General features: G+C 64.3%; 23 protein-coding genes. 13 read left to right on the top strand and 10 right to left on the bottom strand.

The window, feature by feature from the left end; translation table 11 throughout:
• Positions 1-2 precede the first annotated feature (2 nt).
• From B1C78_RS10425 to B1C78_RS10410, 4 genes are read left to right on the top strand one after another with little or no spacing between them, the layout of a single operon-like run.
• Complete coding sequence (locus B1C78_RS10425; RefSeq protein ID WP_077279131.1) at positions 3-1,301, top strand: nitrous oxide reductase family maturation protein NosD; 1,299 nt, start codon at positions 3-5, stop codon at positions 1,299-1,301.
• Complete coding sequence (locus B1C78_RS10420; protein WP_077279102.1) at positions 1,298-2,230, top strand: ABC transporter ATP-binding protein; 933 nt, start codon at positions 1,298-1,300, stop codon at positions 2,228-2,230. The genes B1C78_RS10425 and B1C78_RS10420 overlap by 4 nt, the downstream gene beginning before the upstream one ends.
• Positions 2,223-3,053, top strand: coding sequence for an ABC transporter permease (locus tag B1C78_RS10415; RefSeq protein WP_077279132.1), 831 nt, complete (start codon positions 2,223-2,225; stop codon positions 3,051-3,053). The genes B1C78_RS10420 and B1C78_RS10415 overlap by 8 nt, the downstream gene beginning before the upstream one ends.
• A 45-nt stretch (positions 3,054-3,098) precedes the next feature.
• Positions 3,099-3,608, top strand: a complete 510-nt coding sequence (locus B1C78_RS10410; protein ID WP_077279101.1) for a nitrous oxide reductase accessory protein NosL — start codon at positions 3,099-3,101, stop codon at positions 3,606-3,608.
• Between the two features lie 527 nt (positions 3,609-4,135).
• Here the strand turns inward: B1C78_RS10410 and B1C78_RS10405 are convergent.
• The 4 genes from B1C78_RS10405 to mog all read right to left on the bottom strand — a co-directional run bounded on the left by B1C78_RS10405 (position 4,136) and on the right by mog (position 6,912).
• Positions 4,136-4,636, bottom strand: coding sequence for a copper chaperone PCu(A)C (locus tag B1C78_RS10405; RefSeq protein ID WP_077279100.1), 501 nt, complete (start codon positions 4,634-4,636; stop codon positions 4,136-4,138).
• A gap of 4 nt (positions 4,637-4,640) precedes the next feature.
• On the bottom strand, positions 4,641-5,255 hold the full coding sequence (locus B1C78_RS10400; protein ID WP_077279099.1) for an SCO family protein: 615 nt from the start codon (positions 5,253-5,255) through the stop codon (positions 4,641-4,643).
• Between the two features lie 168 nt (positions 5,256-5,423).
• Complete coding sequence (locus B1C78_RS10395) at positions 5,424-5,903, bottom strand: hypothetical protein (RefSeq protein ID WP_077279098.1); 480 nt, start codon at positions 5,901-5,903, stop codon at positions 5,424-5,426.
• A 448-nt stretch (positions 5,904-6,351) separates the two neighbouring features.
• Positions 6,352-6,912: a molybdopterin adenylyltransferase gene (mog, locus tag B1C78_RS10390; RefSeq protein ID WP_077279097.1), complete on the bottom strand. Its 561-nt coding sequence runs from the start codon at positions 6,910-6,912 to the stop codon at positions 6,352-6,354.
• Between the two features lie 387 nt (positions 6,913-7,299).
• Here mog and B1C78_RS10385 point away from each other — a divergent pair, with 387 nt between their 5' ends.
• From B1C78_RS10385 to soxB, 5 genes are all read left to right on the top strand, one after another.
• Positions 7,300-7,914: a TatD family nuclease-associated radical SAM protein gene (locus B1C78_RS10385; protein WP_077279096.1), complete on the top strand. Its 615-nt coding sequence runs from the start codon at positions 7,300-7,302 to the stop codon at positions 7,912-7,914.
• A gap of 671 nt (positions 7,915-8,585) precedes the next feature.
• Positions 8,586-10,646: a ribonucleoside triphosphate reductase gene (locus B1C78_RS10380; RefSeq protein ID WP_077279095.1), complete on the top strand. Its 2,061-nt coding sequence runs from the start codon at positions 8,586-8,588 to the stop codon at positions 10,644-10,646.
• Positions 10,647-10,663: 17 nt separating this feature from the next.
• Complete coding sequence (gene nrdD, locus B1C78_RS17955; RefSeq protein ID WP_077279094.1) at positions 10,664-10,831, top strand: anaerobic ribonucleoside-triphosphate reductase; 168 nt, start codon at positions 10,664-10,666, stop codon at positions 10,829-10,831.
• Between the two features lie 198 nt (positions 10,832-11,029).
• A complete protein-coding gene (locus tag B1C78_RS10370; RefSeq protein ID WP_077279093.1) occupies positions 11,030-11,749 on the top strand; it encodes an anaerobic ribonucleoside-triphosphate reductase activating protein in 720 nt (239 codons plus the stop codon).
• 379 nt (positions 11,750-12,128) lie between these two features.
• Positions 12,129-13,859 carry a thiosulfohydrolase SoxB gene (gene soxB / locus B1C78_RS10365; protein WP_077279092.1) on the top strand — a complete coding sequence of 577 codons (1,731 nt, stop codon included), beginning with the start codon at positions 12,129-12,131 and terminating at the stop codon, positions 13,857-13,859.
• Positions 13,860-13,915: 56 nt separating this feature from the next.
• On the opposite strand, the gene B1C78_RS10360 is transcribed toward soxB, so the two are convergent.
• Both B1C78_RS10360 and B1C78_RS10355 read right to left on the bottom strand, forming a co-directional pair.
• Positions 13,916-14,527 carry a DNA-3-methyladenine glycosylase I gene (locus tag B1C78_RS10360; protein ID WP_425443973.1) on the bottom strand — a complete coding sequence of 204 codons (612 nt, stop codon included), beginning with the start codon at positions 14,525-14,527 and terminating at the stop codon, positions 13,916-13,918.
• A 29-nt stretch (positions 14,528-14,556) separates the two neighbouring features.
• A complete protein-coding gene (locus tag B1C78_RS10355) occupies positions 14,557-16,290 on the bottom strand; it encodes an EAL domain-containing protein (protein WP_139349889.1) in 1,734 nt (577 codons plus the stop codon).
• A 299-nt stretch (positions 16,291-16,589) separates the two neighbouring features.
• Between B1C78_RS10355 and B1C78_RS10350 the strand changes: the two genes are divergently transcribed.
• From B1C78_RS10350 to B1C78_RS10340, 4 genes are all read left to right on the top strand, one after another.
• Entirely contained in the window at positions 16,590-17,642 is a 1,053-nt protein-coding gene (locus B1C78_RS10350) for an ABC transporter substrate-binding protein (protein WP_175628281.1), read from the top strand.
• Positions 17,639-20,269 (top strand): ATP-binding protein, encoded by a 2,631-nt coding sequence (locus B1C78_RS10345; RefSeq protein ID WP_077279089.1) that lies wholly within the window; start codon positions 17,639-17,641, stop codon positions 20,267-20,269. Before B1C78_RS10350 ends, B1C78_RS10345 begins: the two co-directional genes overlap by 4 nt.
• A gap of 140 nt (positions 20,270-20,409) precedes the next feature.
• Positions 20,410-20,619 (top strand): response regulator, encoded by a 210-nt coding sequence (locus B1C78_RS17640; RefSeq protein WP_175628280.1) that lies wholly within the window; start codon positions 20,410-20,412, stop codon positions 20,617-20,619.
• The gene (locus B1C78_RS10340) at positions 20,612-21,844 is read left to right on the top strand and encodes an EAL domain-containing response regulator (RefSeq protein ID WP_175628279.1); all 1,233 of its coding nucleotides are present in this window, start codon (positions 20,612-20,614) and stop codon (positions 21,842-21,844) included. The genes B1C78_RS17640 and B1C78_RS10340 overlap by 8 nt, the downstream gene beginning before the upstream one ends.
• Before the next feature lie 82 nt (positions 21,845-21,926).
• On the opposite strand, the gene B1C78_RS10335 is transcribed toward B1C78_RS10340, so the two are convergent.
• The 4 genes from B1C78_RS10335 to B1C78_RS10320 form a co-directional block, all read right to left on the bottom strand.
• Positions 21,927-23,306: an L-serine ammonia-lyase gene (locus B1C78_RS10335; protein ID WP_077279087.1), complete on the bottom strand. Its 1,380-nt coding sequence runs from the start codon at positions 23,304-23,306 to the stop codon at positions 21,927-21,929.
• A 67-nt stretch (positions 23,307-23,373) separates the two neighbouring features.
• Positions 23,374-24,039 (bottom strand): class I SAM-dependent methyltransferase, encoded by a 666-nt coding sequence (locus B1C78_RS10330; protein ID WP_077279129.1) that lies wholly within the window; start codon positions 24,037-24,039, stop codon positions 23,374-23,376.
• Positions 24,029-24,457 (bottom strand): DUF488 domain-containing protein, encoded by a 429-nt coding sequence (locus B1C78_RS10325; RefSeq protein WP_077279086.1) that lies wholly within the window; start codon positions 24,455-24,457, stop codon positions 24,029-24,031. Before B1C78_RS10325 ends, B1C78_RS10330 begins: the two co-directional genes overlap by 11 nt.
• On the bottom strand, positions 24,454-25,059 hold the full coding sequence (locus B1C78_RS10320) for a TetR/AcrR family transcriptional regulator (protein WP_245795398.1): 606 nt from the start codon (positions 25,057-25,059) through the stop codon (positions 24,454-24,456). The genes B1C78_RS10325 and B1C78_RS10320 overlap by 4 nt, the downstream gene beginning before the upstream one ends.
• Positions 25,060-25,210: the final 151 nt, after the last annotated feature.

Here is a 25,210-nt window from a genome sequence, read left to right as displayed (position 1 = left end):
CCATGAGCATCATCCGAATTTTCGCCCTGTTGGCCCTGTTCTGGGCCGGCAGTGTATCTGCCGCCGACACCCCACTACGCGTCGCCCCGGGCCAGCTTGCCACGGCGCTTGCGGACGCACAGCCGGGGGCCTGGCTGCACCTTGAATCCGGGACCCACGGAGGCGGTGTGCGCGTCGAGGTCCCCTTGAGACTCACTGCCGAGTCCGATGCTGTGCTCGACGGTGACGGGCAGGGCCGCGTGCTGGTGGTAGCGGCGCCGGACGTGGTGATACAGGGACTCACTCTGCGCAATGACGGCGCGGATCTCACCGCGATGGATGCCGCCATCTTCGTGGAGAAACAGGCCGAGCGGGTCCGACTGATCGGCAACCGCATCCATGCCCGCGGCTTCGGCATCTGGCTGGACGGCGCGCCCCACGCGGTCGTGGCGGATAACCGCATCAGCGGAGACACGGCACTGCGCTCCCAGGATCGCGGCAACGGCATTCACCTGTTCAACGTGAACCACGCAGTCGTTGCGGGAAACATCGTCTGGGAGGCCCGCGACGGCATCTACATCGACGTGAGCAACCACAATCGGCTGCTGGGCAACACCCTGCATGACCAGCGCTACGGCATCCATTACATGTTTTCGCATCACAACGAGGTGATGGGCAATCGCACCCGGGACAACCGGGCGGGCTTTGCCCTCATGGCCTCGCGTCATCTCACCGTGGTAGGCAACCGCGCGATGGGCGACGAAAACTACGGTTTCTTGCTCAACGACATCACCTACTCCACCATCGAGAGCAACACGGCCATCGGCATCCGCCACGGCACCACACCGGGCACTGGCGGGCAGACCATCGCCGGCGCCGAAGGCAAGGCGCTGTTTGTATACAATTCCCAGCACAACACCATCCGCGACAACCTCCTGGCCGGCACGGACATCGGCGTCCACCTGACCGCCGGATCGGAAGGCAACCGCATCTACAACAATGCGCTGGTCAACAACCGCAGCCAGGTCATGTACGTGGCCACCCGTCAGCAGGAATGGTCGGTGGACGGCCGTGGCAATTACTGGAGCGACTACGTGGGCTGGGACCTGAGCGGCGACGGCCTCGGTGACGTGCCCCACGAGCCCAACGACTCGGTGGACCGGTTGCTCTGGAAGTACCCCATGGCGCGCGTGCTCATGAACAGTCCCGCTATACAACTCCTGCGCTGGGTGCAGCGCACGTTTCCCGTCCTGCGCCCGCCGGGCGTGAAGGACAGCGCCCCGCTGATGCGCCCGACCCGTTCGCTGGAGGAAGTGGGATGAGCCCCATCGTACGTCTGGAACAGGTGGAGCGCCGCTTCGGCTCGGTGGAGGCCCTCAAAGGGCTGAGCCTCACGGTGGAGGCCGGCGAGGTGCTGGGCCTGCTGGGGCACAACGGCGCGGGCAAGTCCACCATGATGAAGCTGGTGCTGGGCGTCCTGGCGCCCACGGCCGGCCGCGTGAGCGTGCTCGGCGAGGATCCGCGCGGGCACCAGGCCCGCAACCTGCGCCTGCAGCTGGGCTATCTGCCGGAGAACGTCAGCTTCTATGACAACCTGAGCGGGAGCGAGGTGCTGCGCTACTTCGCGCGCCTCAAGCGGGTGCCGGTGCCCGAGGCCGACCGGCTGCTGGAACGCGTGGGGCTGGGTCACGCCGCCAGGCGTCGGGTACGCACCTATTCCAAAGGCATGCGGCAGCGCCTCGGGCTCGCCCAGGCCCTGCTTGGCGAGCCGCGCCTGCTGCTGCTGGACGAACCCACAGTGGGTCTGGATCCGATGGCGGTGCGGGACGTCTACGGCATGATCGACCAACTGCGCGGCAAGGGCACCAGCGTGATCCTCAGCTCCCACGTGCTTCCGGGCGTGGAACGACACATCGACCGGGTCGCCATTCTCTGCGAGGGGCGGCTGCTGGCCTGGGGCACCATCGACGCCCTGCGCCAGGAAGCCGGCCTGCCGCTGCGGATCCATGTGCGCAGCGAAGAGATCAGCGAGGCGCTGCGCGGCCGGCTCATCGAACGCGGCGTAGAGGTGAGGACCAACGGCGACGGACGCACGCATCTGAGCACGGCACCCTCGGAGAAGCTGGACGTGCTGCGTACCCTGCTGGCCGAGAAGCGCTTGAGCGACATCGGCATGGAGCCGCCGACGCTCGACTCGCTCTACGCCTACTTCGATGCGCAAGGCCGCAACGGAGGACAGGGCGATGCGTGAGGTCTTCATCGTAGCCGGCAAGGAGTTCCGCGACGGCATGCGCAACCGCTGGATCCTGGCCATCACCCTGGCTTTTGCCCTGCTGGCCATGGGGCTGGCCTGGTTCGGGGCCGCCGCCTCCGGCGAGGTGGGCTTCACTCGCATCTCCACCACCATCGTCAGCCTGGCGAGCCTCGCGGTCTTTCTGATCCCCCTCATCGCCCTGATGCTCGCCTACGACAGTATCGTGGGCGAGGACGAGCAGGGCACCCTGCTGCTGCTCATGACTTATCCGCTGAGCCGCACGGGCCTGCTGGCCGGCAAGTTTCTGGGCCACGGAGCCATCCTGGCCCTGTCGACGGTCCTGGGCTTCGGCATTGCCGCCGTACTGATTGGATTGCTGGCGGAACAGGCCACCTTTGCGAATCTTGCGGGTCCATTCAGCCTGTTTATCGCGAGCGCCATCCTGCTGGGGCTGACCTTCCTCGCACTGGCCTACCTGGTGAGCGTGGTCACCCGGGAGAAGGCCCGGGCGGCCGGACTGGCCCTGCTGGTATGGTTCCTGTTCGTCCTGGTCTACGACCTGGTGCTGCTGGGCGTGCTGGTGGGCACCGAGGGGCGCGTCGACGGCGGCGTGTTCCGCCTGCTGCTCCTGTTCAACCCCACTGACGTGTTCCGTCTGGTCAACCTGATCGGCTTCGAGGAAACCGCGACGAGCAGCGGCCTGCTGAGCGTATTCCAGGACCAGGACTACCCCCTGTCCCTGCTGCTCGGCATCCTGGTGGCCTGGATCGCGGTGCCATTAGGCGCGGCCGCGGCGCTGTTCGCGGCGCGGCGCACCTGAACATTCCCTTGTCCGTGTCTGCCATCGCACAGGAGATTCCCCGCCATGCCCACACGACGCCAGGTCCTTACGCTGCTCGCTGCCCTGCCCACCCTCAGTCTGGTGGCCTGTGGTGGTGACCGGGAGACCGCAGCCACCGCGTGCTCACCGATCCTGCTCACCGACGAGCACGAGTGCGCCCTGTGCGGCATGACAGTGGTGCGTTTCCCCGGCCCCAAGGGGCAGGCCTGCCTGCGTGATGGTCGGGTGCTGCCATTCTGTTCCGTGCAGGACCTGCTGGCGTGGTCCTGGCAGCCGGAATCCGTACCCGCCATCGAGAAGCTCTACGTGCACGACCTGTCGCACACCGGCTGGGATGAGCCTTCCGACGAGGCCTATATGGATGCCCAGGCGGCCGTCTACGTCATAGGCCACGACCAGCAGGGCGCCATGGGCCATTCCCCCGCACCGTTCTCGCAGCGAGCCGACGCCGAGGCCTTCGCCGAGCGCCATGGCGGACGCGTCATGGACCTTGACCAGATCAACTGGGACAACCTGCGCGGGAACCTGGGCTGATCCCGATAGGCCTTTGTTCACCACGAAGCGCACCAGGAAAGAGATCGGTCTCTCGCAAAGCCGCGAAGCCCGCCAAGAAATCCAAGGAATGTGTAGGTTGGGGTGAGCAGCGCGAACCCCAACAACATTGGCCAGGACCGGGTATCACTTGTTGGGGTTCGTTCCTCACCCCAACCTACCTGACTGATCCCGAAAGACCTTTGTTCACCACGAAGCGCACGAAGGACACGAAGAAAAACGGATCAGGTTGCTTTCGTGCCCTATATGGGATTCATGGCCGGAATCCCCCTTGACGGCATTCCCCGACGAAAGACATTTCTCTCGCGAAGACGCAAAGCTCGCCAAGAAAAGCGCTGGAATAAAGGGCGCCCCGTGGGCTCCCCCGGAACTCGATCGAGGCCAGTGTGGCGGGCACGGCCCGCCCTATGAATCTGTTTTCTTGGCGGGCTTTGCGTCTTTGCGAGAGAACAATCTTTTCTTCGTGCGCTTCGTGGTGAAAAGCCTTTGGCGGGCGCTGAAACGGGCCGCTAATGGTTCATGCCATGGCCGCCGCCCCGCATCATGTCGCCCGGATCACGCACCGGGGCCCTGACCAGCTGGCGCGAGCCATCGTCGTAGACCAGGGTCACTTCCACCACCTGCCCTTCCTGCAGCGGCTCGTGCAGGCCGATGAGCATCACGTGCAGGCCGCCGGGCTTGAGTTCCGTACGCCCCCCTGCCGGGACCTCGATGCGCTCGATCTGGCGCATGCGCATCACGCCCTCGTGCATGGTGTGGGTGTGCAGTTCCACCACCCGGGAGACGCCGCTCTCGGCGGACACCACCGCCAGATCCTGCCCAGCCGTGTTTTCCAGGGTCATGAAGGCGGCGGTGTTGGGCTGTCCGGGCGGCATGAGGCGCACGAAGGGCATGTGCACCTTGACCGGGTGGGAGGCACCCGCGTCGTGGCCGTGGCTGCCAGCCCAGGCCGCTCCCATGAAAAGCATGAGTGCCGCGGGCAGGAGGGTGCGCATCAAGGTTGGCATCATCGATCTAGTCCTCGGTCAGCAAGGGAAGAATGGTGGCAAGAATCTGGTCGGCATCCGCGCCATGGGGGAGGATCTCCACGAGCCGGCCGTCCCGGTCGATCACGTAGGTGTTGGAGCTGTGGTCGACCGCGTAGCCCATGGCGGAATCGGTCTCGGTGCGCTGCCAGGCGGAGCCGTACAGGCGTCCCGCCTGCTCAAGCTGATCGTGGGTGCCGCTCACGCCCATGATGCGCGGGTGGAAGAAACGGGCGTACTCCTGCAGGCGCGCGGGGTCGTCGCGCTCGGGGTCGACACTGACGAAGACACCCCGCACCTGCTCGAGCTGATCGGGCTCCATGCGCTCAAGGGCATGGCGCATCATCACCAGCGAACTGGGGCACACGTCGGGGCAGTGGGTGTAGCCGAAGTAGAGCAGCACCACCTTGCCGCGATGTTTGGCCAGGTCGAAGGACTCTCCCTCCCGTGAGAGGCGGAAATCGCCGCCCACCGGCTCGGCCGCGAGCGGCAACGCCCGGTGTCCCGGATGAGCAGCCTCCTCCCCCTCGGGCAGGAAGAACGCCACCCACACCACCGCCACCAGCAGGGCCGCCACCAGTATCCACAAACCGCGTTCCAGCATGATCTTAACCCGAATGTTTCATGGATTCGCGCGATGATCGCGCAGGATATTGGCCGCACAGGGGATCGTCCGAGGAAGCGCCGTATCGGGCTATACGGCCGACTGAGGAAAATCCGCTGTGCGGACAAGAGACAAGCGAGGGCGTGCGCAATTCATGAGACATTCGGGTTAATTCCGTGTCGTCTCGAAGTGATAGACCGCCACACCGCGGCCCGCCTCACCGTCCATCAGCACCTGCACCCGCCACGTCATGCGGTCCAGCACGCACATGGGCAATAACCCGTCACCGCGGAACAGGCCGGGCGCCACAGGTTGAAGTCGTGGGCGATTGAAGCCCATCTCCATCTCCACACCGCTGAAATCCACCGCTACCGTCTCGGCGTCGACCCCCTCATGGCGGACCTCCATGGTGAACGGATACAACATCCGGATTGGGCGCGGCTCGATGGACAGTTCCACCCAACCGCCGTCCTCCAGGGAAACGCGACAGGGGCCCGTGTGCAGATCACAGTCACCGCCGGCCTCCGCCAGCCATATGAGCGGTTGGCCGTCATCGCCCAGCAGACTGGCCAGACGGGGCTGAAGCAGCCAGCCCAGCAACACGAGCAGGATCAGGGCGGCAAATGACAGGGCGGTGAGGCGGGGCATGGAGATCGTTCCGGTTTGTCGCTCGGGGAAACCATTAATCTGCAATGGACTCCTCTAATCCGCAGTCGGTTCTGTTCAGGCATCCCCACAGACGGTTCCGCCATGAAAAAGCGAGAACCATGCCAAACGTTTCCCACGGCAAAGCGCCTTGAAAACAGCGGGTTGGGATCGATAGCGCACCGGGTCGAACGCATGGAGGGGCAGCTGCCACACCAGGCTGTGTGATTTGCCACGATCGACCCCACCACCCATGGTGGTCAAGCAGGGCTCAGTGGCCATGAATACGCTGGATCTTTCTGCCACAGAGGTCACAGAGGCCACAGAGGTGAAAAAGCCAAGGTCTAGGGTCGAATCGCCCGCCAGGCCCCGTGGATGCTCGATCACGGTACTGGTTCTGCTTCTTGTTCTTCATTTCGTGACCTCTGTGACCTCTGTGGCAAAAGGCATTTCATTCATTTCCCGAACGCCTGGCGTGGGCCGGCCGGAACGCCTGGATGAAGTTCTCCCGCGTCTCAAGGTAAGGCCCCTCGATCAGGTCGATGCAGTAGGGCACAGCGGGGAACACTGCCTCCAGGCACTCGGCGATGGCCGAGGGCTTGCCGGGCAGATTGATGATCAGGCAACGGCCGCGGATACCCGCCGTCTGGCGCGAGAGGATGGCGGTGGGCACGTGGCGCAGGGACACGGTCCGCATCAGCTCCCCGAACCCGGGCATGAGCTTGTCGCATACCTGCTCGGTAGCCTCGGGCGTCACATCGCGCGGGGCCGGCCCGGTCCCGCCCGTCGTCACCACCAGGCAGCAGCCTTCCTCATCGGAAAGGTCGCGCAACGCGCCGGCCACCAGATCCGCCTCGTCGGGCACGATGCGCGCCACGGGCGTCCACGAACCGGCCAGCGCCTTGTCCAGCCATTCCCGGATCGCCGGACCGCCCCGGTCCTCGTATTCCCCGCGACTGGCGCGGTCCGAGACCGTAAGAATTCCAATTCGTGCGGGTAACGAGGGGCGCATGGATGCATCTCCAGAGGGCTCGACCGGCAGGATACCCCGACGCACCGGCCGTTGCTTGACCTGACGCAAGGCGATCCGTCTCGACGGGCGGATAATGTTTTCTGATTAACCACGAAGCTCACGAAGGACACGAAGAAAAGGAAATCATCTCTCGCAAAGACGCGAAGCCCGCGAAGAAGAGCTTTGAATATGGGGCGCCCATTTGTGAGGCCAGATGTAGAACGAGGTCATGTCGGCAGGCTCATTCCGCCGAATTGATCCGATTATTCAGGTTTTCTTGGCGGGCTTCGCGTCTTTGCGAGAGAGCGCCTTTTTTCTCTTCGTGCCCTTCGTGAGCTTCGTGGTTAATCCATCATTTCAACTCCCGGCACCCCGGCGAGAAACACCATGCAGGATACCCAAACCCCGGCGGTGGGCTACACCATCCGCAACCAGCGCTACATCAACGTCACCAACCGGTGCACGCTGCGCTGTGCCTTCTGCCCGAAGTTCAACAAGGTCTGGGAGGTGAAGGGCCACGGCCTGCGCATGCGCGACGAACCGGACGTGGAGGAGATGATCGCTGCCGCCGGGGATGCGGGCGCATGGGACGAGGTGGTGTTCTGCGGCCTGGGGGAACCCACATTGCGCCTGGACGAGATTCTCCAGGTGGCTGCCGCTGTGCGTACGGCGGGTGCGCGGCGGGTGCGCATCAACACCGACGGGCTGGCGAACCTGGTGCACGGACAGGACGTGACACCCCGCTTCGCGGGCCTGATCGACGCTCTGTCCGTCTCCCTGAACGGGCAGGATCCGGCCGTCTACGATGTCCACTGCCGACCTCAACACGCCGGCGCCTGGGGAGCGGTGCTGGATTTCGTGCGCCACGCGCGGCGCCATGTGCCGGACGTCACCATCACCGCCATCGAAGGTCTGCCTGGTCTGGATATCCAGGCTTGCGAGGCCATCGCCCGGGACCTGGGCGTCAACTTCCGCCGCCGTGTCCTGGATGAGGTGGGTTGAGTTCAGGTAACCACGAAGCGCACGAAGAACACGAAGAAAAACTGATCGGTTTGCTTCCGTACCCTTGTCGATCTCGCTGCCGGAATCTCCCTTGGCGGCATTCTCTGACGACAGACGTTTCTCTCGCGAAGTCGCAAAGCCCGCCAAGGAAACAGATTCATAGGGCGGGCCGTGCCCGCCTCTCGGGCCCCGACCGAGGCCCTGTGGCTGCGGTTGGTTCTGGTGGTTTGAAAAACGCCTTACCACGAAGCACACGAAGGGCACGAAGGAAAGCTGGTCAGGTTGCTTCCGTACCCTTTATCGATTTTGCTGCCGGAATCTCCCTTGGCCGCATTCTCTGACGAAAGACGTTTCTCTCGCGAAGCCGCGAAGCCCGCCAAGAAAACAGATTCATAGGGCGGGCCATGCCCGCCTCTCGGGCCCTGACCGAGGCCCGGCGGCGCCCACGGGGCGCCCTATGATCAAACGCTTTTCTTGGCGGGCTTTGCGTCTTCGCGAGAGAACGATCTTTTCTTCGTGTCCTTCGTGAGCTTCGTGGTGATACTGTTGACCCAGGTCAATGAACCCAAGATATTGGGGTACACGGGCCTCCAGACCCCACTATATAGTCTCTTCCGATGACGGTCGGCGCCACATAATGCCCGGCCGCACCAGCCAAGGGAGAGACACGAATGACGCCCAGTACTGCCCATGCATCGGGGGCGGCCGCCCCCGTTCACCTGCCCGGCCGGGTCCTCAAGCGTGACGGCCGCCAGGCCGCCTTCGATGGAGAAAAGATCGTCTCCGCCATCCGCCGCGCGGGGGCTGCCACCGGCGAGTTCGACGCGGACCAGGCCCGGCGCCTGGCCAACCAGGTGATCAAGGTGCTCGCCCACCGCTTCCAGGGCGGGGCGCCCAGCATCGAGCAGATCCAGGACATCGTCGAGCAGGTGCTCATCAGCGCCGATCACTTCCAGACCGCCCGTGCCTACATCGTCTATCGGGAGCAGCACAAGCAGCTTCGCCAGGACCGGCGCACCCTGGTGGACGTGGCCAGCTCCGTCAACGAGTACCTGCATCGCCAGGACTGGCGCGTGAATGCCAACGCCAATCAGGGGTATTCCCTGGGCGGCCTGATCCTCAACGTCTCCGGCAAGGTGATCGCCAACTACTGGCTGAGCCATGTCTACCCGGCCGAGATCGGCGCGGCCCACCGTGACGGCGACATCCACGTCCACGATCTGGACATGCTGGCGGGCTACTGCGCCGGCTGGTCGCTGCGCACCCTGCTCAACGAGGGCTTCAACGGCATCCCCGGCAAGATCGAGGCGGGGCCGCCGAAGCACCTCTCCAGCGCCGTGGGCCAGATGGTCAACTTCCTCGGCACCCTGCAGAACGAGTGGGCGGGAGCCCAGGCCTTCAGCTCCTTCGATACCTATCTGGCGCCTTTCGTACGCAAGGACAACCTGCCCTTCGAGCAGGTCAAGCAGTGCATCCAGGAGTTCATATACAACCTGAACGTCCCCTCGCGCTGGGGCAGCCAGACACCGTTCACCAACGTCACGTTCGACTGGGTGTGCCCCGAGGACCTGCGCGAACAAGTGCCGATCATCGGCGGCGAGGAGATGCCGTTCACCTACGGCGACCTGCAGGCCGAGATGGACATGATCAACCGGGCCTACATCGAGGTGATGACCGCGGGCGACGCCCGGGGCCGGGTGTTCACCTTCCCCATCCCCACCTACAACATCACCCCCGACTTCCCCTGGGAATCGGAGAACGCCGACCGGCTGTTCCACATGACGGCCCGCTACGGCCTGCCCTACTTTCAGAACTTCCTCAACTCGGAACTCAAGCCCAACATGATCCGCTCCATGTGCTGCCGCCTGCAGCTGGATCTGCGCGAACTGCTCAAGCGCGGCAACGGGCTGTTCGGTTCCGCGGAGCAGACCGGCTCGCTGGGGGTGGTCACCGTCAACTGCGCGCGCCTGGGTTATCAGTTCCGCGGCGACCGCGAAGGGCTGTTCAGGCGCCTGGACGCCCTGCTGGAGCTGGGGCGCAACAGCCTGGAGATCAAGCGCAAGGTGATCCAGCACCACATGGATGCGGGCCTGTTCCCGTATACCAGGCGCTATCTCGGCACCCTGCGCAACCATTTCTCCACGCTGGGTGTGAACGGCATCAACGAGATGATCCGCAACTTCACCAACGACGAGCACGACATCACCACCGAGTGGGGTCATGCCTTCGCCGTGGAACTGCTGGATCACGTGCGTGCCCGACTCACCGAGTTCCAGGAAGAGACGGGCCACATGTACAACCTGGAGGCCACGCCCGCCGAGGGCACCACCTACCGTTTCGCCAAGGAGGACAAGCGCCGCTTCCCGGACATCCTCCATGCGGGCGGCGATGATGCACCCTACTACACCAACTCCAGCCAGCTCCCGGTGGGCTACACCGAGGATCCCTTCGAGGCCCTGGAGATGCAGGACGACCTGCAGACCCGCTACACGGGCGGTACGGTGCTGCATCTCTACATGAGCGAGCAGATCTCGAGCGTCGAGGCCTGCAAGGCGCTGGTGCGGCGCGCGCTCACGCGCTTCCGCCTGCCCTACATCACGGTGACGCCCACCTTTTCCATCTGCCCGACCCACGGGTATCTCTCCGGGGAACACGCGTTCTGCCCGAAATGCGACGCGGAGATCCTGGAACGCAAGCGAGCCGAAAGCGCCGAGAGCGCACATCTCAACTGAAAGAGGAGACAAGCGTGATGCAGCAAGTGAACGTGCAACACCCCGAACTGCGTGACGAAGAACGCCAGCGCTGCGAGGTCTGGACCCGCGTAATGGGCTATCACCGCCCCGTGGCCGAGTTCAACCCCGGCAAGAAAAGCGAGCACACCGAGCGGCGCCACTTCCGCGAACACCGGATGATGTGACGACGTGGGCCGCCACCTGTAGGTCGGTCTTTAGGCCGACAGCCGAGGCGCATTTCAGGCACTCCACTGTCGGGCTGAAGCCCGACCTACAGGTCGCAGGGCGGATGCGCTGCGCTTATCCGCCCTGCAGATTGAACGATGTGCTTTCCCAGCATCCTGGCGAAAGTTCCTGCATGTCCGAACAGCCGGATTCACGCCATGGCATCACCCGTCACCACATTCCCCGAAACCAACGGCCGCCCCGGTGAAGTACCGGGATTCGCCGTGGGCGGCCTCACGCAACTGACCACCCTGGACCTGCCCGGCCGTCTCTCGGCGGTGGTCTTCTGCCAGGGCTGCCCCTGGCAGTGCGGCTACTGCCACAACCCCCATCTCATCCCCCGCGGCCCCGGTGACCGCCCGTGGTCGGCGGTGCTGAGATTCCTCGAGCGGCGCCGTGGCCTGCTGGATGCCGTGGTGTTCAGCGGCGGCGAGCCCACGCTTCAGTCAGGGTTGGGTGAGGCCCTGCGCGAGGCCCGGGAGATGGGTTTCCTCACCGGCCTGCACACCGGCGGGCCTTATCCCGAGCGTCTTGCCCGGGTGCTGCCCCTGGTGGATTGGGTGGGCTTCGATCTGAAGGCGCCGCTGGAAGATTACGCGCGCATCACGGGCGTACCCGGCAGCGGAGATCGCGCAGCCGAAAGTGCCCGCCTGCTGATGGCGAGCGGTGTCGATCACGAGTTCCGCACCACCGTGGATCCATCGCTCCTGAGCACGGAACGACTGCTCACACTGGCCCGGTGGCTGGCCGACCGCGGTGTGCAGCAATACGTACTGCAACGTTGCCGGCCGCCCCCGGTGAATGACCGTGATCCGCTCGATGACCCGACGTTGATCGAACGCTTGCGCGCCCATGTCCCACACGTGGTGGTGAGATAAGGGCAGCAGCGCATGTAATGCACGACACAAGCCCGCATTCCGCACCGCAGCATGCCCAGATCGACGCGCATGCGTTAGGATGTCGCGGAACAAATCACCTCGCCTGAGGTCGCACACCCGAGGTGTGGGCACAGGTCCGGTACACTCACATTCTCTTGTCGCAGTCGCGGTTCGCTCGCTACATCCAGGGACCGCAATCATGCATCACCGGCGTGCCTGACCGCGCCACGGAGTCATGCATCCGCCCTCGTCGCGCGGCAACGTGAAACCTCCGGGCCAGGGCATGTCGGCCATCACGGCCACGCCGCCGCACTCGGGCACAGCGCCCTGATCGCGCAACAGACAACAACGAGCTACCTACGACACCAGGAGGATTGCGATGAACCTGACGCGCCGGGAATTTCTTGAAGTGCTGGTGGCCGCCAGCGCCGCGGGCTTCAGCCTGAACAGCTGGGCCGGTACACGCCCGAACTGGAAGGACGTACCTCCCGACTTCTACGACCTGCCGCGCTTCGGCAACGTCTCGCTGCTGCACTACACCGACTGCCACGCACAGCTCAATCCGATTTACTTTCGCGAACCCAACATCAACATCGGCGTGGGCGACATGCACGGCAAACCGCCGGTGCTGGTGGGCGACAAGCTGCTGGGGCATTTCGGCATCAAGCCCGGCACGCCCATGGCTCATGCGGTCACCCACCTGGATTTCACCGAGGCCGCGCGCAAGTACGGCCGTGTAGGCGGTTTTGCCCATCTTTCCACGCTGGTCAAGAAGCTTCGCGCCGAGCGTCCGGGCGCGCTGCTGCTCGATGGCGGCGACACGTGGCAGGGCTCCGCCACGTCACTCTGGACCAACGCCCAGGACATGGTGGATGCACAGAAACTGCTGGGCGTGGACGTGATGATCGGCCACTGGGAGTTCACCTTCGGCGAGGAACGCGTGCTGGAAGTCGTCGAGAACGATTTCAAGGACGCAGGCATCGACTGGGTTGCGCAGAATATCGTGGACGTGGACTGGGAGGAACCGGTGTTCGATCCCTACGTGATCCGCGAAGTCAACGGCGTGCCGGTGGCCATCATCGGTCAGGCATTCCCCTATACCCCCGTCGCCAACCCGCAATACATGATCCCCAACTGGAGTTTCGGCATCCGGGACAGCCGCATGCAGCGGATGGTCGAGGAGGCCCGCGCCGCCGGCGCCAAGGCCGTGATCGTGCTCTCTCACAACGGCATGGTCACTGATTTCGAGATGGCGCGCCGTGTGCAAGGCATCGATGTCATCATGGGCGGACACACCCATGACGCCATCCCCGGTGCCGTCGAGGTGGACAATGGCAACGGCAAGACCATCGTGACCAACGCCGGCTCCAACGGCAAGTTCCTGGGTGTGATGGATCTGGACGTGCGCGACAACGGCGTGCGCGATTACCGGTTCAAGCTGGTGCCCGTGTTCTCGAACCTGCTGGAACCCGACCGCGAGATGAGCGAATACATCCAGAAAGTGCGCGCCCCCTACGCGGACAAGCTCTCAGAGGAACTGGCCGTCTCGGACGACCTCCTGTACCGGCGCGGCAACTTCAACGGCACCTTCGACGAGGTGATCATCCAGGCCATGCTGCGCGAGATGGATGCCGAGATCGCCTTCTCGCCGGGTTTCCGCTGGGGCGTCAGCGTACTGCCCGGCCAGCCCATCACCTTCGAGGACCTGATGACCCAGACGGTGACCACCTACTCGGAGATCACCCGCAACGAAATGACCGGCGAGCAGATCAAGTTCGTGATGGAGGACGTGGCGAACAGCATCTTCAATGCCAATCCATACCTGCACCGGGGCGGCGACATGGTGCGCACCGGCGGTCTGCGCTACACCATCGACCCGCATCAGTCCCTGGGCAACCGGATCAGCGACCTGGAGGTCAACGGGGAACCGATGAAGGCGGACAAGAGGTACGTGGTCGCCGGCTGGGCGAGCGTCGCGGCGCCGGTGGACGACCGCCCCATCTGGGAGGTGGTGGAAGACTACCTGCGCGACGTCAAGACCGTGCGCGTCGGCGAGCCGTACACCCCCCGTCTCAAGAACGTCGAAGGCGACCCCGGTCTGGACATCTGAGCAGAAAGTACTCGGACAGGCTCCTGGCGCGTTCCGCGCGCTGCGCCGCATTCGGGCTACCGGGTGCGGCGTTTTTTCTGCCCCGGTCCGACACCCGGCTGATCATGCCAGGGGCAGCCGACCAGATGATCGTTCACCATGCCGACTGCCTGCATGAAGGCATAGCAGATGGTGCTGCCCACGAACCGGAAGCCCGCCTTCTTCAGGTCGCGGCTCATGGCCATGGACACCGGTGTGGATGCAGGCACCTGTGACAGGGACTCGAAACGGTTCACCACCGGACGGCCCTCCACATAGCGCCACAGGTATTCGACGACATCGATCCCCTTGTCCTTCAATGCCAGCCATGCCCGGGCATTGCCCACCGCGGCCTCCACCTTGAGCCGGTTGCGCACGATGCCGGGATCGGCGAGCAGGCGTTCGATACGCTTCGGCGTGAAACGCGCCATGCGCTCGGGATCGAAGCGATCGAACACGACACGATAATGCTCCCGTTTCTTCAGGATGGTGGCCCAGGACAGGCCGGCCTGCGCACCCTCCAGGATCAGCATCTCGAAGAGATGACGCTCGTCGAAACAGGGTACGCCCCACTCTTCGTCGTGATAGCGCACGTACTCCGGAAAACCCAGGCACCAGGGGCAACGGTCGTCGCCGGGATTCATGCCCATGATTCTGTCGTGGCTCCCCTTCGCATCAATCAGGTCCCTGCGCCACCGGCAGCACCGATGCCCGCAAACATCGGCCGATCCGCGATGCCTCCGGCGGAACGCAAGGTGTCTTCGACCTTGTCCGCCTCCAGCGGCCTGGCGATGAGGAATCCCTGCAGCACGTCACAGCCCAGCGCAACGAATTCCTTGAGCTGCACCTCGTTCTCCACGCCGCTGGCGATTACGTCCAGGCCCAGGTCATGGGCCATGCGCACCACGATGCGCATGGTCTCCGGATCCTTCAGCCGCCCGGATTCGTCGCATAGACGCGCCACGTCCAGCTTGATGGTGTCCACCGGGAGCGTGCGCAGGTGGGTGAGCGGCACCCGGTTGCCAACGAAGTTGTCCACGGCGCATCGCACGCCCAGATTCTTGAGCTCGCGCATGCGTTCCAGCTGCGGGCCCTTGAGCGACATGATCACGTGCTCACTGATCTCCAGTCCGAGGCAGTCACGCTTCACACCCTGCTTCTCCAGCAGCGGCGGAATCTCCAGCAGCAGAGTGCGATCCATGAGATTGCGCGGGGACAGGTTGATGGACACCGTAAGCGCGTTGCCGTGTGCAGCCCACTCGGCCACCCGGGCGACCACCTCCTGGAACATCCACCGTGTGAACTGATGCACCACGTCGGCCTGCTCAATCAGCGGGATGAACTTGCTCGGCGGCACCAGCCCCCGGGTGGGGTGGTTCCAGCGCGCCAGGGCCTCCAGGTGCACGAACTCGCGCGTATGCAGGTTGAGCGCCGGCTGGTACACCACGCGGATCTCGCCGTCCTCGATGGCCCGGCCCACCTCGCCCAGCAGCTTTAGATTGGCCGGTCCTGCATCGACATAGGTCATCCCGTGGCCATCCGCCATTGTGCGTTGGCGGAGACGGCGCGTCACCTGCTCGTTGGCGTTGGACAACAGCTGCTCGGCACTGACGCCGGACCGTGGACCGCTGGCCATCCCGGCCACGAGATCCGTGAAGACAAGCATGTCGTCCAGTTCGAAGGGTGCCTCGCTGATCTCCTGCAGGCGCTTGAACTGCTCCGTGGCGGAAGGCGTCATCTCCCCCGAATTGACGACCGTGAACAGGTCCGCCTCCGAGCGGCTCACGTAACTGTCCGCGGGCAGTGCCGCGCGCACACGCTCGCGCAGCTGATGCATGATCTCTTCGGTGCGCCGGATGCCGCACAGCGTCTTGAGCTGCTCGAAATTGGTCACGCGGATCTGGGTGACATGAACATCGTCCCCCGCCGTGTCACCGCTCGTGCTGCTCAGCAGTACCTCGATGTGTTTCCTGGCGCCATCGAAGTCCGGCAGCCCGGTACTCGGGTCGACCCCCCGCATGCGGTTGATCTGCCCTGCCATGTCCCGGGCGTTGCCCGCCAGGATACCCACGAGCCCGCCCACCACGCAGAACCACGTGGTGCGTATGGCCCAGTCCACCCAGGAAACAGCCTGAACACCAGGTTCCGCCGGGAACAGCCAGGGCGAGATCGCCAGACTGCAAACGAGTGCGGCCGTGATTCCCCAGAAGAATCCGAAGGCCAGCCCGGCGAGGATCACCGGGGCGAAGAGAAACAGTGACAACGGCCCCCTGACCGCCTCTTCCACCAGCAGCAGGCCCGCGTTGCTGAACAGCGCAACAATTACCAGCGCGAGAGATACTCCCGGGTTGCGCTGCAGCGCGCACACCACGTCGGACACGCCGGAGAATCTGTGGACTCCCCAATCGGTCACGAGCAATTCCAAAGATGTATCTTCATAGCACCTTTTAGGAGATCCTGTGCTACGGTGTCAATGTAGACCTTAGACGGTGCGTGTCGCACTGCAAGAAAAAGACCTGGGCCGGGCCGTCGTACAACGCGGGGACTGCTATCCTCCACGGAGGGTCAGCCGACTCAACACCTTGAACAATAATAATAATCAGGGGTTTCTTGATGAATGCCGCCACGTGCACAGTACGCGCGGCTCGCATCGAAGGGCAGGCCAGCCAATCTGGTCGCGGCGCAGCCGCCGATGGAGCCGTGGCATCGCGCATGAGCAGCCGCGAACCGGGGCGTCCGTCTGCGGCGCGATGGATCGTTTTGCTGCTGATGGCGACCACACTGTGCGGGACAGCGACTGCTGAACCTGGCGCCAAAACGCCGCCCGAGTTTCGCATCGCCGGATCGCCCTGGGTGGGCGATGCGCCCACACGCATCGCCGCCGAATTGGGCTACTTCAACCCCCCCGAGCATGACACGCGAACCCGCGAGGTCATCCGGGTCGAGCAGTATGACACCGGCAAGCAGGCCTTCGAGGCACTCCTTGGTGAGGAAGTGGAATTCGCTCTGGCAGCCCCGGAACCGGTGGCCATCGGCCTGCTGCGCAGGACGGTCACATCACGGGATCCGGGAGACGATGTCGTCATCCTCGCCTCGGTCACCCTGTCCAATCTCTCCCATCATGTGGTGACGGACCGACGACGGGGCATTGAAAGACCAGTGCAACTGGCCGGGCGGCGTATCGGCCTCGTGCTCGACACCTCCGCTCACCACGCCTGGGACCGGTTCGCCGAGTTTCACGGCATGGCCAGTGATTCCGTGACCCTGGTAGACATGCCCATCGGTGAACTGGCCGAGGGCCTGGCTCGGGGTCACATCGACGCGGCGGTCACCTGGGATCCCTGGGTGGAACCCATCACCGAGACCCTCGGCGATCAGGCAGTGGTCTTCTCCATGCGGGAACTCCACGCCGTGGACTGGCTGCTCGTGACACGGAGGGAAATTGCCCTGGCTCGCCCGGACATCACAGACCGGGTGCTGCGCGGCTATCTTCGGGCCATCGATCACATCTACCGCAACCCGGACGCGCTGCACACGCCGCCGCCGTCCAACATCATCTGGCACATAAACCTGGGCTGGTCCGTGCTTTCCAACCTGGACACCCAATTCGAGTGGCTGCGCCGGCGGCCGGAGTTCGCCCGGTCATACCTCCCGAAACCCGGCCAGTACCTCGAGGCCGGGCCGCTTTCCCGCGTCGCGCCCCACAGGGTCAAGCTCCCGGCCTACATTCACTCACCGGCGCGGCCCGCGGAGCCGGGCCCATGAAACTGCGCACGCTCTCCGGGACGTTCCTGACCGCTGCGCTTGCGGCTCTGCTGTTGCTTGGGGCATTCAGCGTCCACGCCTGGCGCACATTCTCGGGGCATCTTGAGGATATCCACACGTTCTCGGAACTGCGCACAGAGATGGAGCAGTTCAAGTCCGCCATCGATTACGTCACCCTGATCCGCAGCGACATCGACGTCCTGCAGGGTGTAGGCGTCGATGCAAGGCGACTCGCGGAGTCGATCAGGACTCTGGACCCCGTCGCCGGTGCGCCGGCAATACTGCACCTGAACGAGATCGCGCATCTGAGCGAGGTACTGGCAGAGGCGGCACCGGATACCTCACTGCTCCACGCGGACGAACTCCAACGCGACACATTGATGGCCCTGAGCCGACAGTTGCTTGTCCACCGCTCCGGGGTGACCGATGTGCTCAATACCCTCGATCGCGCACAGGACGAGTCGGTCGCCACGGCTCTCATGGCGCTGGTGGGCACCCTTACGGCCGTCGCGATGGCCCTCGCACTCCTGTCCTTGATCGGCTTCACCCTAATCCATCGCCGGCTCAGGAGGCCCCTGGCAGACCTGCAACGCGGTCTCAGTCTGTTCGCCCGGGGTGATCCCGACACGCACATTCCCATCCGCGGCAATGACGAGCTGGGTGAACTCGCTCGGCTTTTCAACCGCATGGTCGACCAGCGGCAGCAGTACGAGGACACGCTGAAGGACCAGGAGGAACGCTTCCGCCAGCTGGCCGAGAACATCGACGAGGTCTTCTGGATGAGCACCCCGGACAAGCGTTCCGTACTCTATGTCAGTCCGGCCTTCGAGCGCGTCTGGGGCGTGTCCTGCGGTGCGCTCTACGACAGACCGGAGGTCTGGCTGGACGCCATCCATGAAGAAGATCGCGCCCGGGTCATCGAAGCAGCCGGACGTCAGGCGAAGGGCACCTACAACGAGGAGTATCGTGTCGTGCGGCCCGACGGCTCCGTGCGCATGATACTGGACCGCGCATTCCCGATTCATGACGACCGAGGACAAGTGTATCGCATTGCGGGAGTGGCTGTAGACGTCACCCACATGCGCCAGATGGAGGTCGACCTGCGCGAGCGGGTCAAGGAACTGCGCACCCTGTACCGGATCCTGGAACTGACTGCGGATGCGACCAGGACAACGTACGAGGTCTGTGAGGAGGTGGCCAACATGCTCCCGGCGGGATTCACCTGGCCGGAGCATGCCGTGGCCCGTGTGGTGATTGGTTCCGAAGAATGGCGCAGCCCTTGCTGGGAGACACCGACATTCAAGATCATGAGCACCATCCGGCACGACGGCACGGACGAGGGCTTCATCGAAGTGGGTTACACGCGCCTTCCAGCCGAGGCACAACCGCAATCCGACCCTTTCCTGCCCGAGGAACAGCCGCTGCTGGACGGTGTGGCCGGGCATCTTTCTCGCATGCTCCATACCCGGCGCATGATCCATACGCTCAATCAGTCGGATCGGCTGTCGGCCATCGGTCAGCTCACCGGCGGCGTCGCACACGATTTCAACAACCTGCTTACCGTCATCATCGGCAACGCCGAACTGTTGCAACTGCGCATGGACAGGGATGACACCCTGCGCGGACTGGTGGACATGATCGGCTCGGCCGCCCAGCGCGGCGCGGAGCTGACCCAGCGACTGTTGGCCTTCTCCCGCCACCAGGTCCTGGAACCCCGGATCATCGACGCCAATGCGCATCTCGAGGGCATCACCGATCTGCTGCAGCGGGCGCTGGGTGAACACATCGAGATCCGCTTCGTACTCACCCCGGACTTGTGGCCCGCCATGGTGGACCCCGGCCAACTTGAGAATGCGCTGCTTAACCTCTGTATCAACGCTCGCGATGCCATGGGCGACGGAGGCTTTCTCACCATCGAGACTGCGAACGCCGTGCTGGACGAGCACTATGCCGACACGCACATGGAAGTGAATCCCGGAGAGTACGTACTGTTGAGTGTGACCGACACCGGCGAGGGGATCGCCCCGGAGATCCTGGACAAGGTGTTCGAACCGTTCTTCACTACCAAGGGCGCGGAACGTGGCACGGGCCTCGGCCTGTCCATGGTGCACGGCTTCGTCAAGCAGTCCGGAGGCCAGATAAGCATCTACTCCGAACCCGGTCATGGCACCACGGTGCGGCTGTACCTGCCGCGAGCCGCGCACACCGATATGAAAGATGCTGCGGCGACAACCGATGCAGGAACCCGGCGTGGAGACGAGATCATCCTGCTTGTGGAAGACGACAGGCTGGTGCGCCGGTATGCGCAGGAACAACTCAGCGCCCTGGGCTATACGGTGTTGGTCGCCACCAACGCACACGAGGCACTCGGAGTCCTGCATGAGCACCTGAATGTCGATCTCCTGTTCACGGATGTGGTCATGCCGGGCGGCATGAACGGGCGGGAACTGGCGGACGCGGCCCGCGCACTGCACCCCGACATCAGAGTCCTCTACACATCGGGTTACACGCAGAACGCCATCGTGCACCAGGGCCGGCTGGATACCGGTGTCCTGCTGTTGGCGAAGCCGTACCGTCAGGCCGACCTGGCGCGCAAGGTGCGGGAGGCGCTAGACGGGCCGCGGTGACGCGGCGCCAGTGAGCGATCCGATAGCACCCCGAGTTCGCGCATGGAACTACGGTGTACATTTACTTGCCCAAAGCCTTGCGGTCACAGGCAGGGCATTGCGCTACACGGGCCAACACGCGACTTTCCCCGACTGGCGGTATGGAGTTCGTTCTGGTGGTGGAGAATGATGAGCCGGCCAACGTCGAAACCCTGCTGCTGAATCGCGGCTACCAGGTGTCGTCTGCCAGCGACGCCAGGAATGAGCCGGACATCGTGCGCAGTAGCGATACCATCGACCTGCTGCTCACTGACGTGGTCATGCCGGGTGGCACGAACGGCAGGACCGGGAGCAAGCCAAGTAATGAGTGAATGCCGACTGCTTATTCTCGACGACGATCCCATGGTGGGCCGCACCATGGAGTTCATGGCTGAAGGCGCAGGGGCCGTGGCGCGCTTTGTCAGTACACCGTCAGAGTTCTTTCTGCAGGTGGAATCATGGGGTCCGACACACATTGCGCTGGACCTCATCATGCCGGATATGGACGGCGTGGAGGTCATGTCCAGCCTGGCCGACCGGGGCTGCGATGCAGGCATCATCATCACCAGCGGCGTGGGCGAGCGCATCCTGGATGCCGCCCGGCGGGCCGCCGCCGGCCACGGTCTCAACATCGTCGGCGTACTGGCGAAACCCTTCACCGCTGCCGACCTTTGGGAATTGCTGACCCCTGGCGAAACAGCCAATAACACAGCGGCACCCGCACGCACGCGACGGCCGAAGCCGGAAATCACCGAGGCGCATCTGAAGGCGGCGCTGGATGCGCGTCAGTTCTCGGTAATCTACCAACCCAAGATCGAGTGCGGCTCGGAGAAACTCGCCGGCTTCGAAGCGCTGGTACGCTGGGTGCACCCCGAGCACGGCATTATCGGGCCGGACCGGTTCATCCCGCTGGCGGAGTCCTCCGGGCTGATCGACACACTCACGGAGCAGGTGCTGGACCAGGCACTGGCCTGGCTGAAAGCACTTCCTCCGGACAGCGTACTCGATCCCTGCAGCCGCCTGCGGGCCCGGGCCACGGACGCACTCACCATGTCGGTGAACATCTCGGCACGCACGCTCAATGATGCGGCTTTCGTTGACCGTCTGGCGGCGCGCTGCGAAGCACTGGAGATCCATCCCGCCAACCTGATCTTCGAACTCACGGAAACCAGCGCCATGGACGATCCCGTTGCCTCACTGGACCTGCTCACGCGCATGAGAATGAAGGGATTCCACCTGTCCATCGACGACTTCGGCACCGGATTCTCATCCATGGTCCAGCTCGTGCGTCTGCCATTCTCGGAGATCAAGGTGGACAAGTCCTTCGTCATGACGGCCATGGAATCCCGTGAATCGCGTACCGTGATCCGCAGCATTGTGGACCTGGGACACGGCCTGGGCCTGCGCTGCACGGCGGAGGGCGTGGAAACCCGCGAAGCGCTGGATTACGTGACCGAGGTGGGCTGCGATCTCGCCCAGGGTTACTTTATCGCCCGCCCGCTGTCGGGCGACAAGGCCGTGGAGTGGCTCCGCGATCTGCACCCGCTGTGTGTGTAAGCCGCCGTCAATCCGGTTCCAGTCTGGCATGCCCGAGGCGGTCGCGCCTCATCCCGCGGTGATCTATCGCACCGAGCCGCCCTCAACACTCCGTCACACTCACTGCCAGGCCGCCCAGGGACGTCTCCTTGAATCGTGACGACATTTCCTCGCCCGTCTGTTTCATGGCGGCGATGCAATCATCGAGCGCGACAAAATGCTTGCCGCTGCCGCGCAGCGCCAGGGACGCGGCCGTCCAGGCCTTGATGGCGCCGAAACCGTTGCGCTCGATACAGGGCACCTGTACCAGTCCCTTGACCGGATCGCAGGTCATGCCCAGGTGATGCTCCAGCGCGATCTCGGCAGCGTTCTCGATCTGCTCCGGCGTGCCTCCGCGCACAGCGCAAAGGCCTGCGGCCGCCATGGCGGCCGCGGAACCGACCTCACCCTGACACCCCACCTCGGCACCCGAGATCGAGCTGCGATGTTTGATCAGTCCGCCGATGGCGGCCGCAGTCAGCAGAAAGTCGCGCACCTGAACATCAGTGCCGCCCTCGTCGTGCACGAAACGGTACAGCACGGCAGGGATCACACCGGCGGCACCGTTGGTCGGCGCGGTCACCACCATGTGGCCGGCGGCGTTCTCCTCGTTGACGGCCATGGCATAGGCGCACAACCAGTCGTTCATGGTGGACTCGTCGGGATTGGCCAGCAGTTGCTCGTGCAGATCGCAGGCGCGCCGTGTCAGGTGCAACCCGCCTGGCAGTTCGCCCCCTGTCGACAAGCCCCGGTGGATGCAACGCTTCATGGCCTGCCAGATCGCATCCAGCCCCTCGTCCAGCGCCGCGTCATCCATGATGGTCAGTTCGTTGGCGCGCTTCATGGCGGCGATGGAAAGCCCGCTCTCGCGAGCCATGCGCAACATCTCCTTTGCGGAGTCGAATCCCCAGGGACAGTCATCCGCACCTGTCATGCGCAAGGGCGCAACCAGCCGGTTGATCTCCTCCGGCGTGCTGATGAACCCGCCGCCGATGGAGAAGTACGTCTCTGACATCAGCACCTGTCCCGATGCATCCCGCAACTCGAAGATCATGCCGTTGGGATGCTCGGGCAACGGCTCGCCCCGATCGAACACGATATCGCGATCCGGTCTGAAACCGATGTGGAGATCGCCGTTGACGATGACGGAATCCCTGCCTCCGAGCGCCTGCGTCAGCGCATCCACATCTTCCTCCGCCACGTTTCGGGGCAGATGCCCGTGCAACCCGAGCGTCACCGCACGGTCCGTGGCGTGGCCCTTGCCCGTGTAGGCCAGCGAACCCTTCAGAACGCAGCGTACGGAAACCGCTTCATCACGCTGATGGTCGGCCAGCCATGCGCCCGCCCGTTGCGCGAAGGTGGCTGCCGCCACCATGGGGCCCATGGTGTGGGAGCTGGACGGCCCGATGCCGATCTTGAACAGTTCGAGCACGCTGATGAACATGGGGCACCCCTGGATACGACACCTTGCCCCGACTGTATAGACCACCGCGGGCCCGGACAACCGGAAATCAGGCCGGTTTGCGCATCAGCACCACATCGCCCTGCAACCGCACGAGTTGCAGGTCCAGGGCAGCGGCCAGCCAACGCATCACCTTCGGGCTGTAAAAGCTCACGTGGGTGGGATCGTTCTTGTAGTGCCAGTCCCCGAACGTCCGGTCCTCGGGCACCATTCGGGTCATCACCCCGAGCCAGCCCCCTGGCCGCAACAGTGCCGCGAGACGGGACCAGTCTTCGGCCGGACGATGGAAGTGTTCCACAACTTCTGTACAGGTGACGAAATCATAGCGGCGGCTAAGCACCGAATCGTCCGGAGCGTAAAGGGGGTCGAAGCAGGTCACCCGCATGCCGGCCTCTTCCAGCATCATCGACAGGACCGGGCCGGGGCCGCAACCATAGTCCAGCCCCTCCATCCCGGGGCTCAGCCGTTCGAGGAGCGGCATGACCAAGCGGGAGAGAAATGCGCGGTAACCCGGATCGCCGGGATGGTTCTCGTGCAGATCGTAGATGGCCTTCTCGGTGTCGCGGTCCGGATGGCTCGACGGATGGGCGAAGATGAGCCCGCAGTGGTCGCAGCGAAGATAGGAACGCCTGAGGTCGGCCGCATGGCCGACAGTGCGGCCGGCGCACAGGGTGCATCGAACGGGATCAGTGTGAACAGGCGCTTCAGCTGTCATGGGCATCCCCGGCGCCCAGGTAGCACACGGGAGAGGAGGCCTCGTTGGGACGCGCCTCCTCAATAAACTCTCCCAGCAAAACCTCGCGCAGCACGACCGCATGATTGCGGGTCTCGTCCCGGGCGGCATAGAGCAGGGTCACCGGGCCACGCCGGCAGTGGTCCATCAGTTCGCGCAGGCGTTGCGGCTGCCGGGCCAGTTCGTCCCGGTAACGATCGCGAAACGCCATCCAGCGCCCCGGATCGTGGCCGAACCAGCGGCGCAACTCGTGGGACGGCGCGATCTCACGAAGCCACAGACCGACCTTGGCATCGGCCTTGCGCACACCGCGCGGCCAGAGCCGGTCCACGAGCACCCGCAAGCCATCGTCGGCCTCCGGTGCCGCATAGATCCGCCGCAGCGCGATGCGGACCGTCATCGCGCCCGCCTCCCGCCCGCGATGCCCATGAGCCACTCCATCACCAGCCCGGCCTTGGCCGTATCATCGAGGCCCCGTGTATCCAGGGTCTGCCAGGTATGGAAACGCAGCGCCAGCGCAAGCGTATCGGCCAGGCGTTCACGTCGGGCACCCCGCAGCCGCCAGCCTCCAAGAAGGGCCTGGTGAAAATCATCCAGCCAGGCCTCGAAACCCGCCATGGGCCCCTGCAGGGCCGGCACCTCCTCCACGTCGCGGTAGGAGACAGCCCACATCCGGTGCGTGCTCCCGAAGTAGGCGTACAGGGACTCAAGGCCTCGCCGTGTGCGGGAGACAGGATCTGACACCCCCTGGAACGCGGCCGGATCCGGCGGCGGATTGCGCTGCAGCCAGGTGGACGTGCAGGCCTCGAACAGGCTCTCATCGTCCGGGAAATGGCGGTACACGGTCAGGCGCTGCACCCCCGCCTTCTGGGCGATGGCGCTCACGGTGGCGTTGCGGGGCCCCAGATCCCGGTGCACCTCGATCATGGCATCTACGATGCGCGCCCGAGTGTCCTCCTGTGCCTCGGCACGCTTGCGGAGCGTGTATCTGCGCGTACCCATATCAGTGATCATAGATGTTCATCGAAATATTGACAAGCCACCGGACCGGGACTAATCTCAGTCGTCATGTGAACACACATGTTTACTGAAATTTGCCCTGCAACCGGAGCGCCGGACGTCTTGCCTTCACCTCAACCACGGGGAGGAACAT

This window comes from Thioalkalivibrio denitrificans, assembly GCF_002000365.1.
In the GTDB taxonomy this organism is placed as follows: domain Bacteria; phylum Pseudomonadota; class Gammaproteobacteria; order Ectothiorhodospirales; family Ectothiorhodospiraceae; genus Thioalkalivibrio_A; species Thioalkalivibrio_A denitrificans.
Note: the sequence above shows the minus strand (reverse complement) of the source record. Positions and strands in the feature narration are given on the sequence as shown.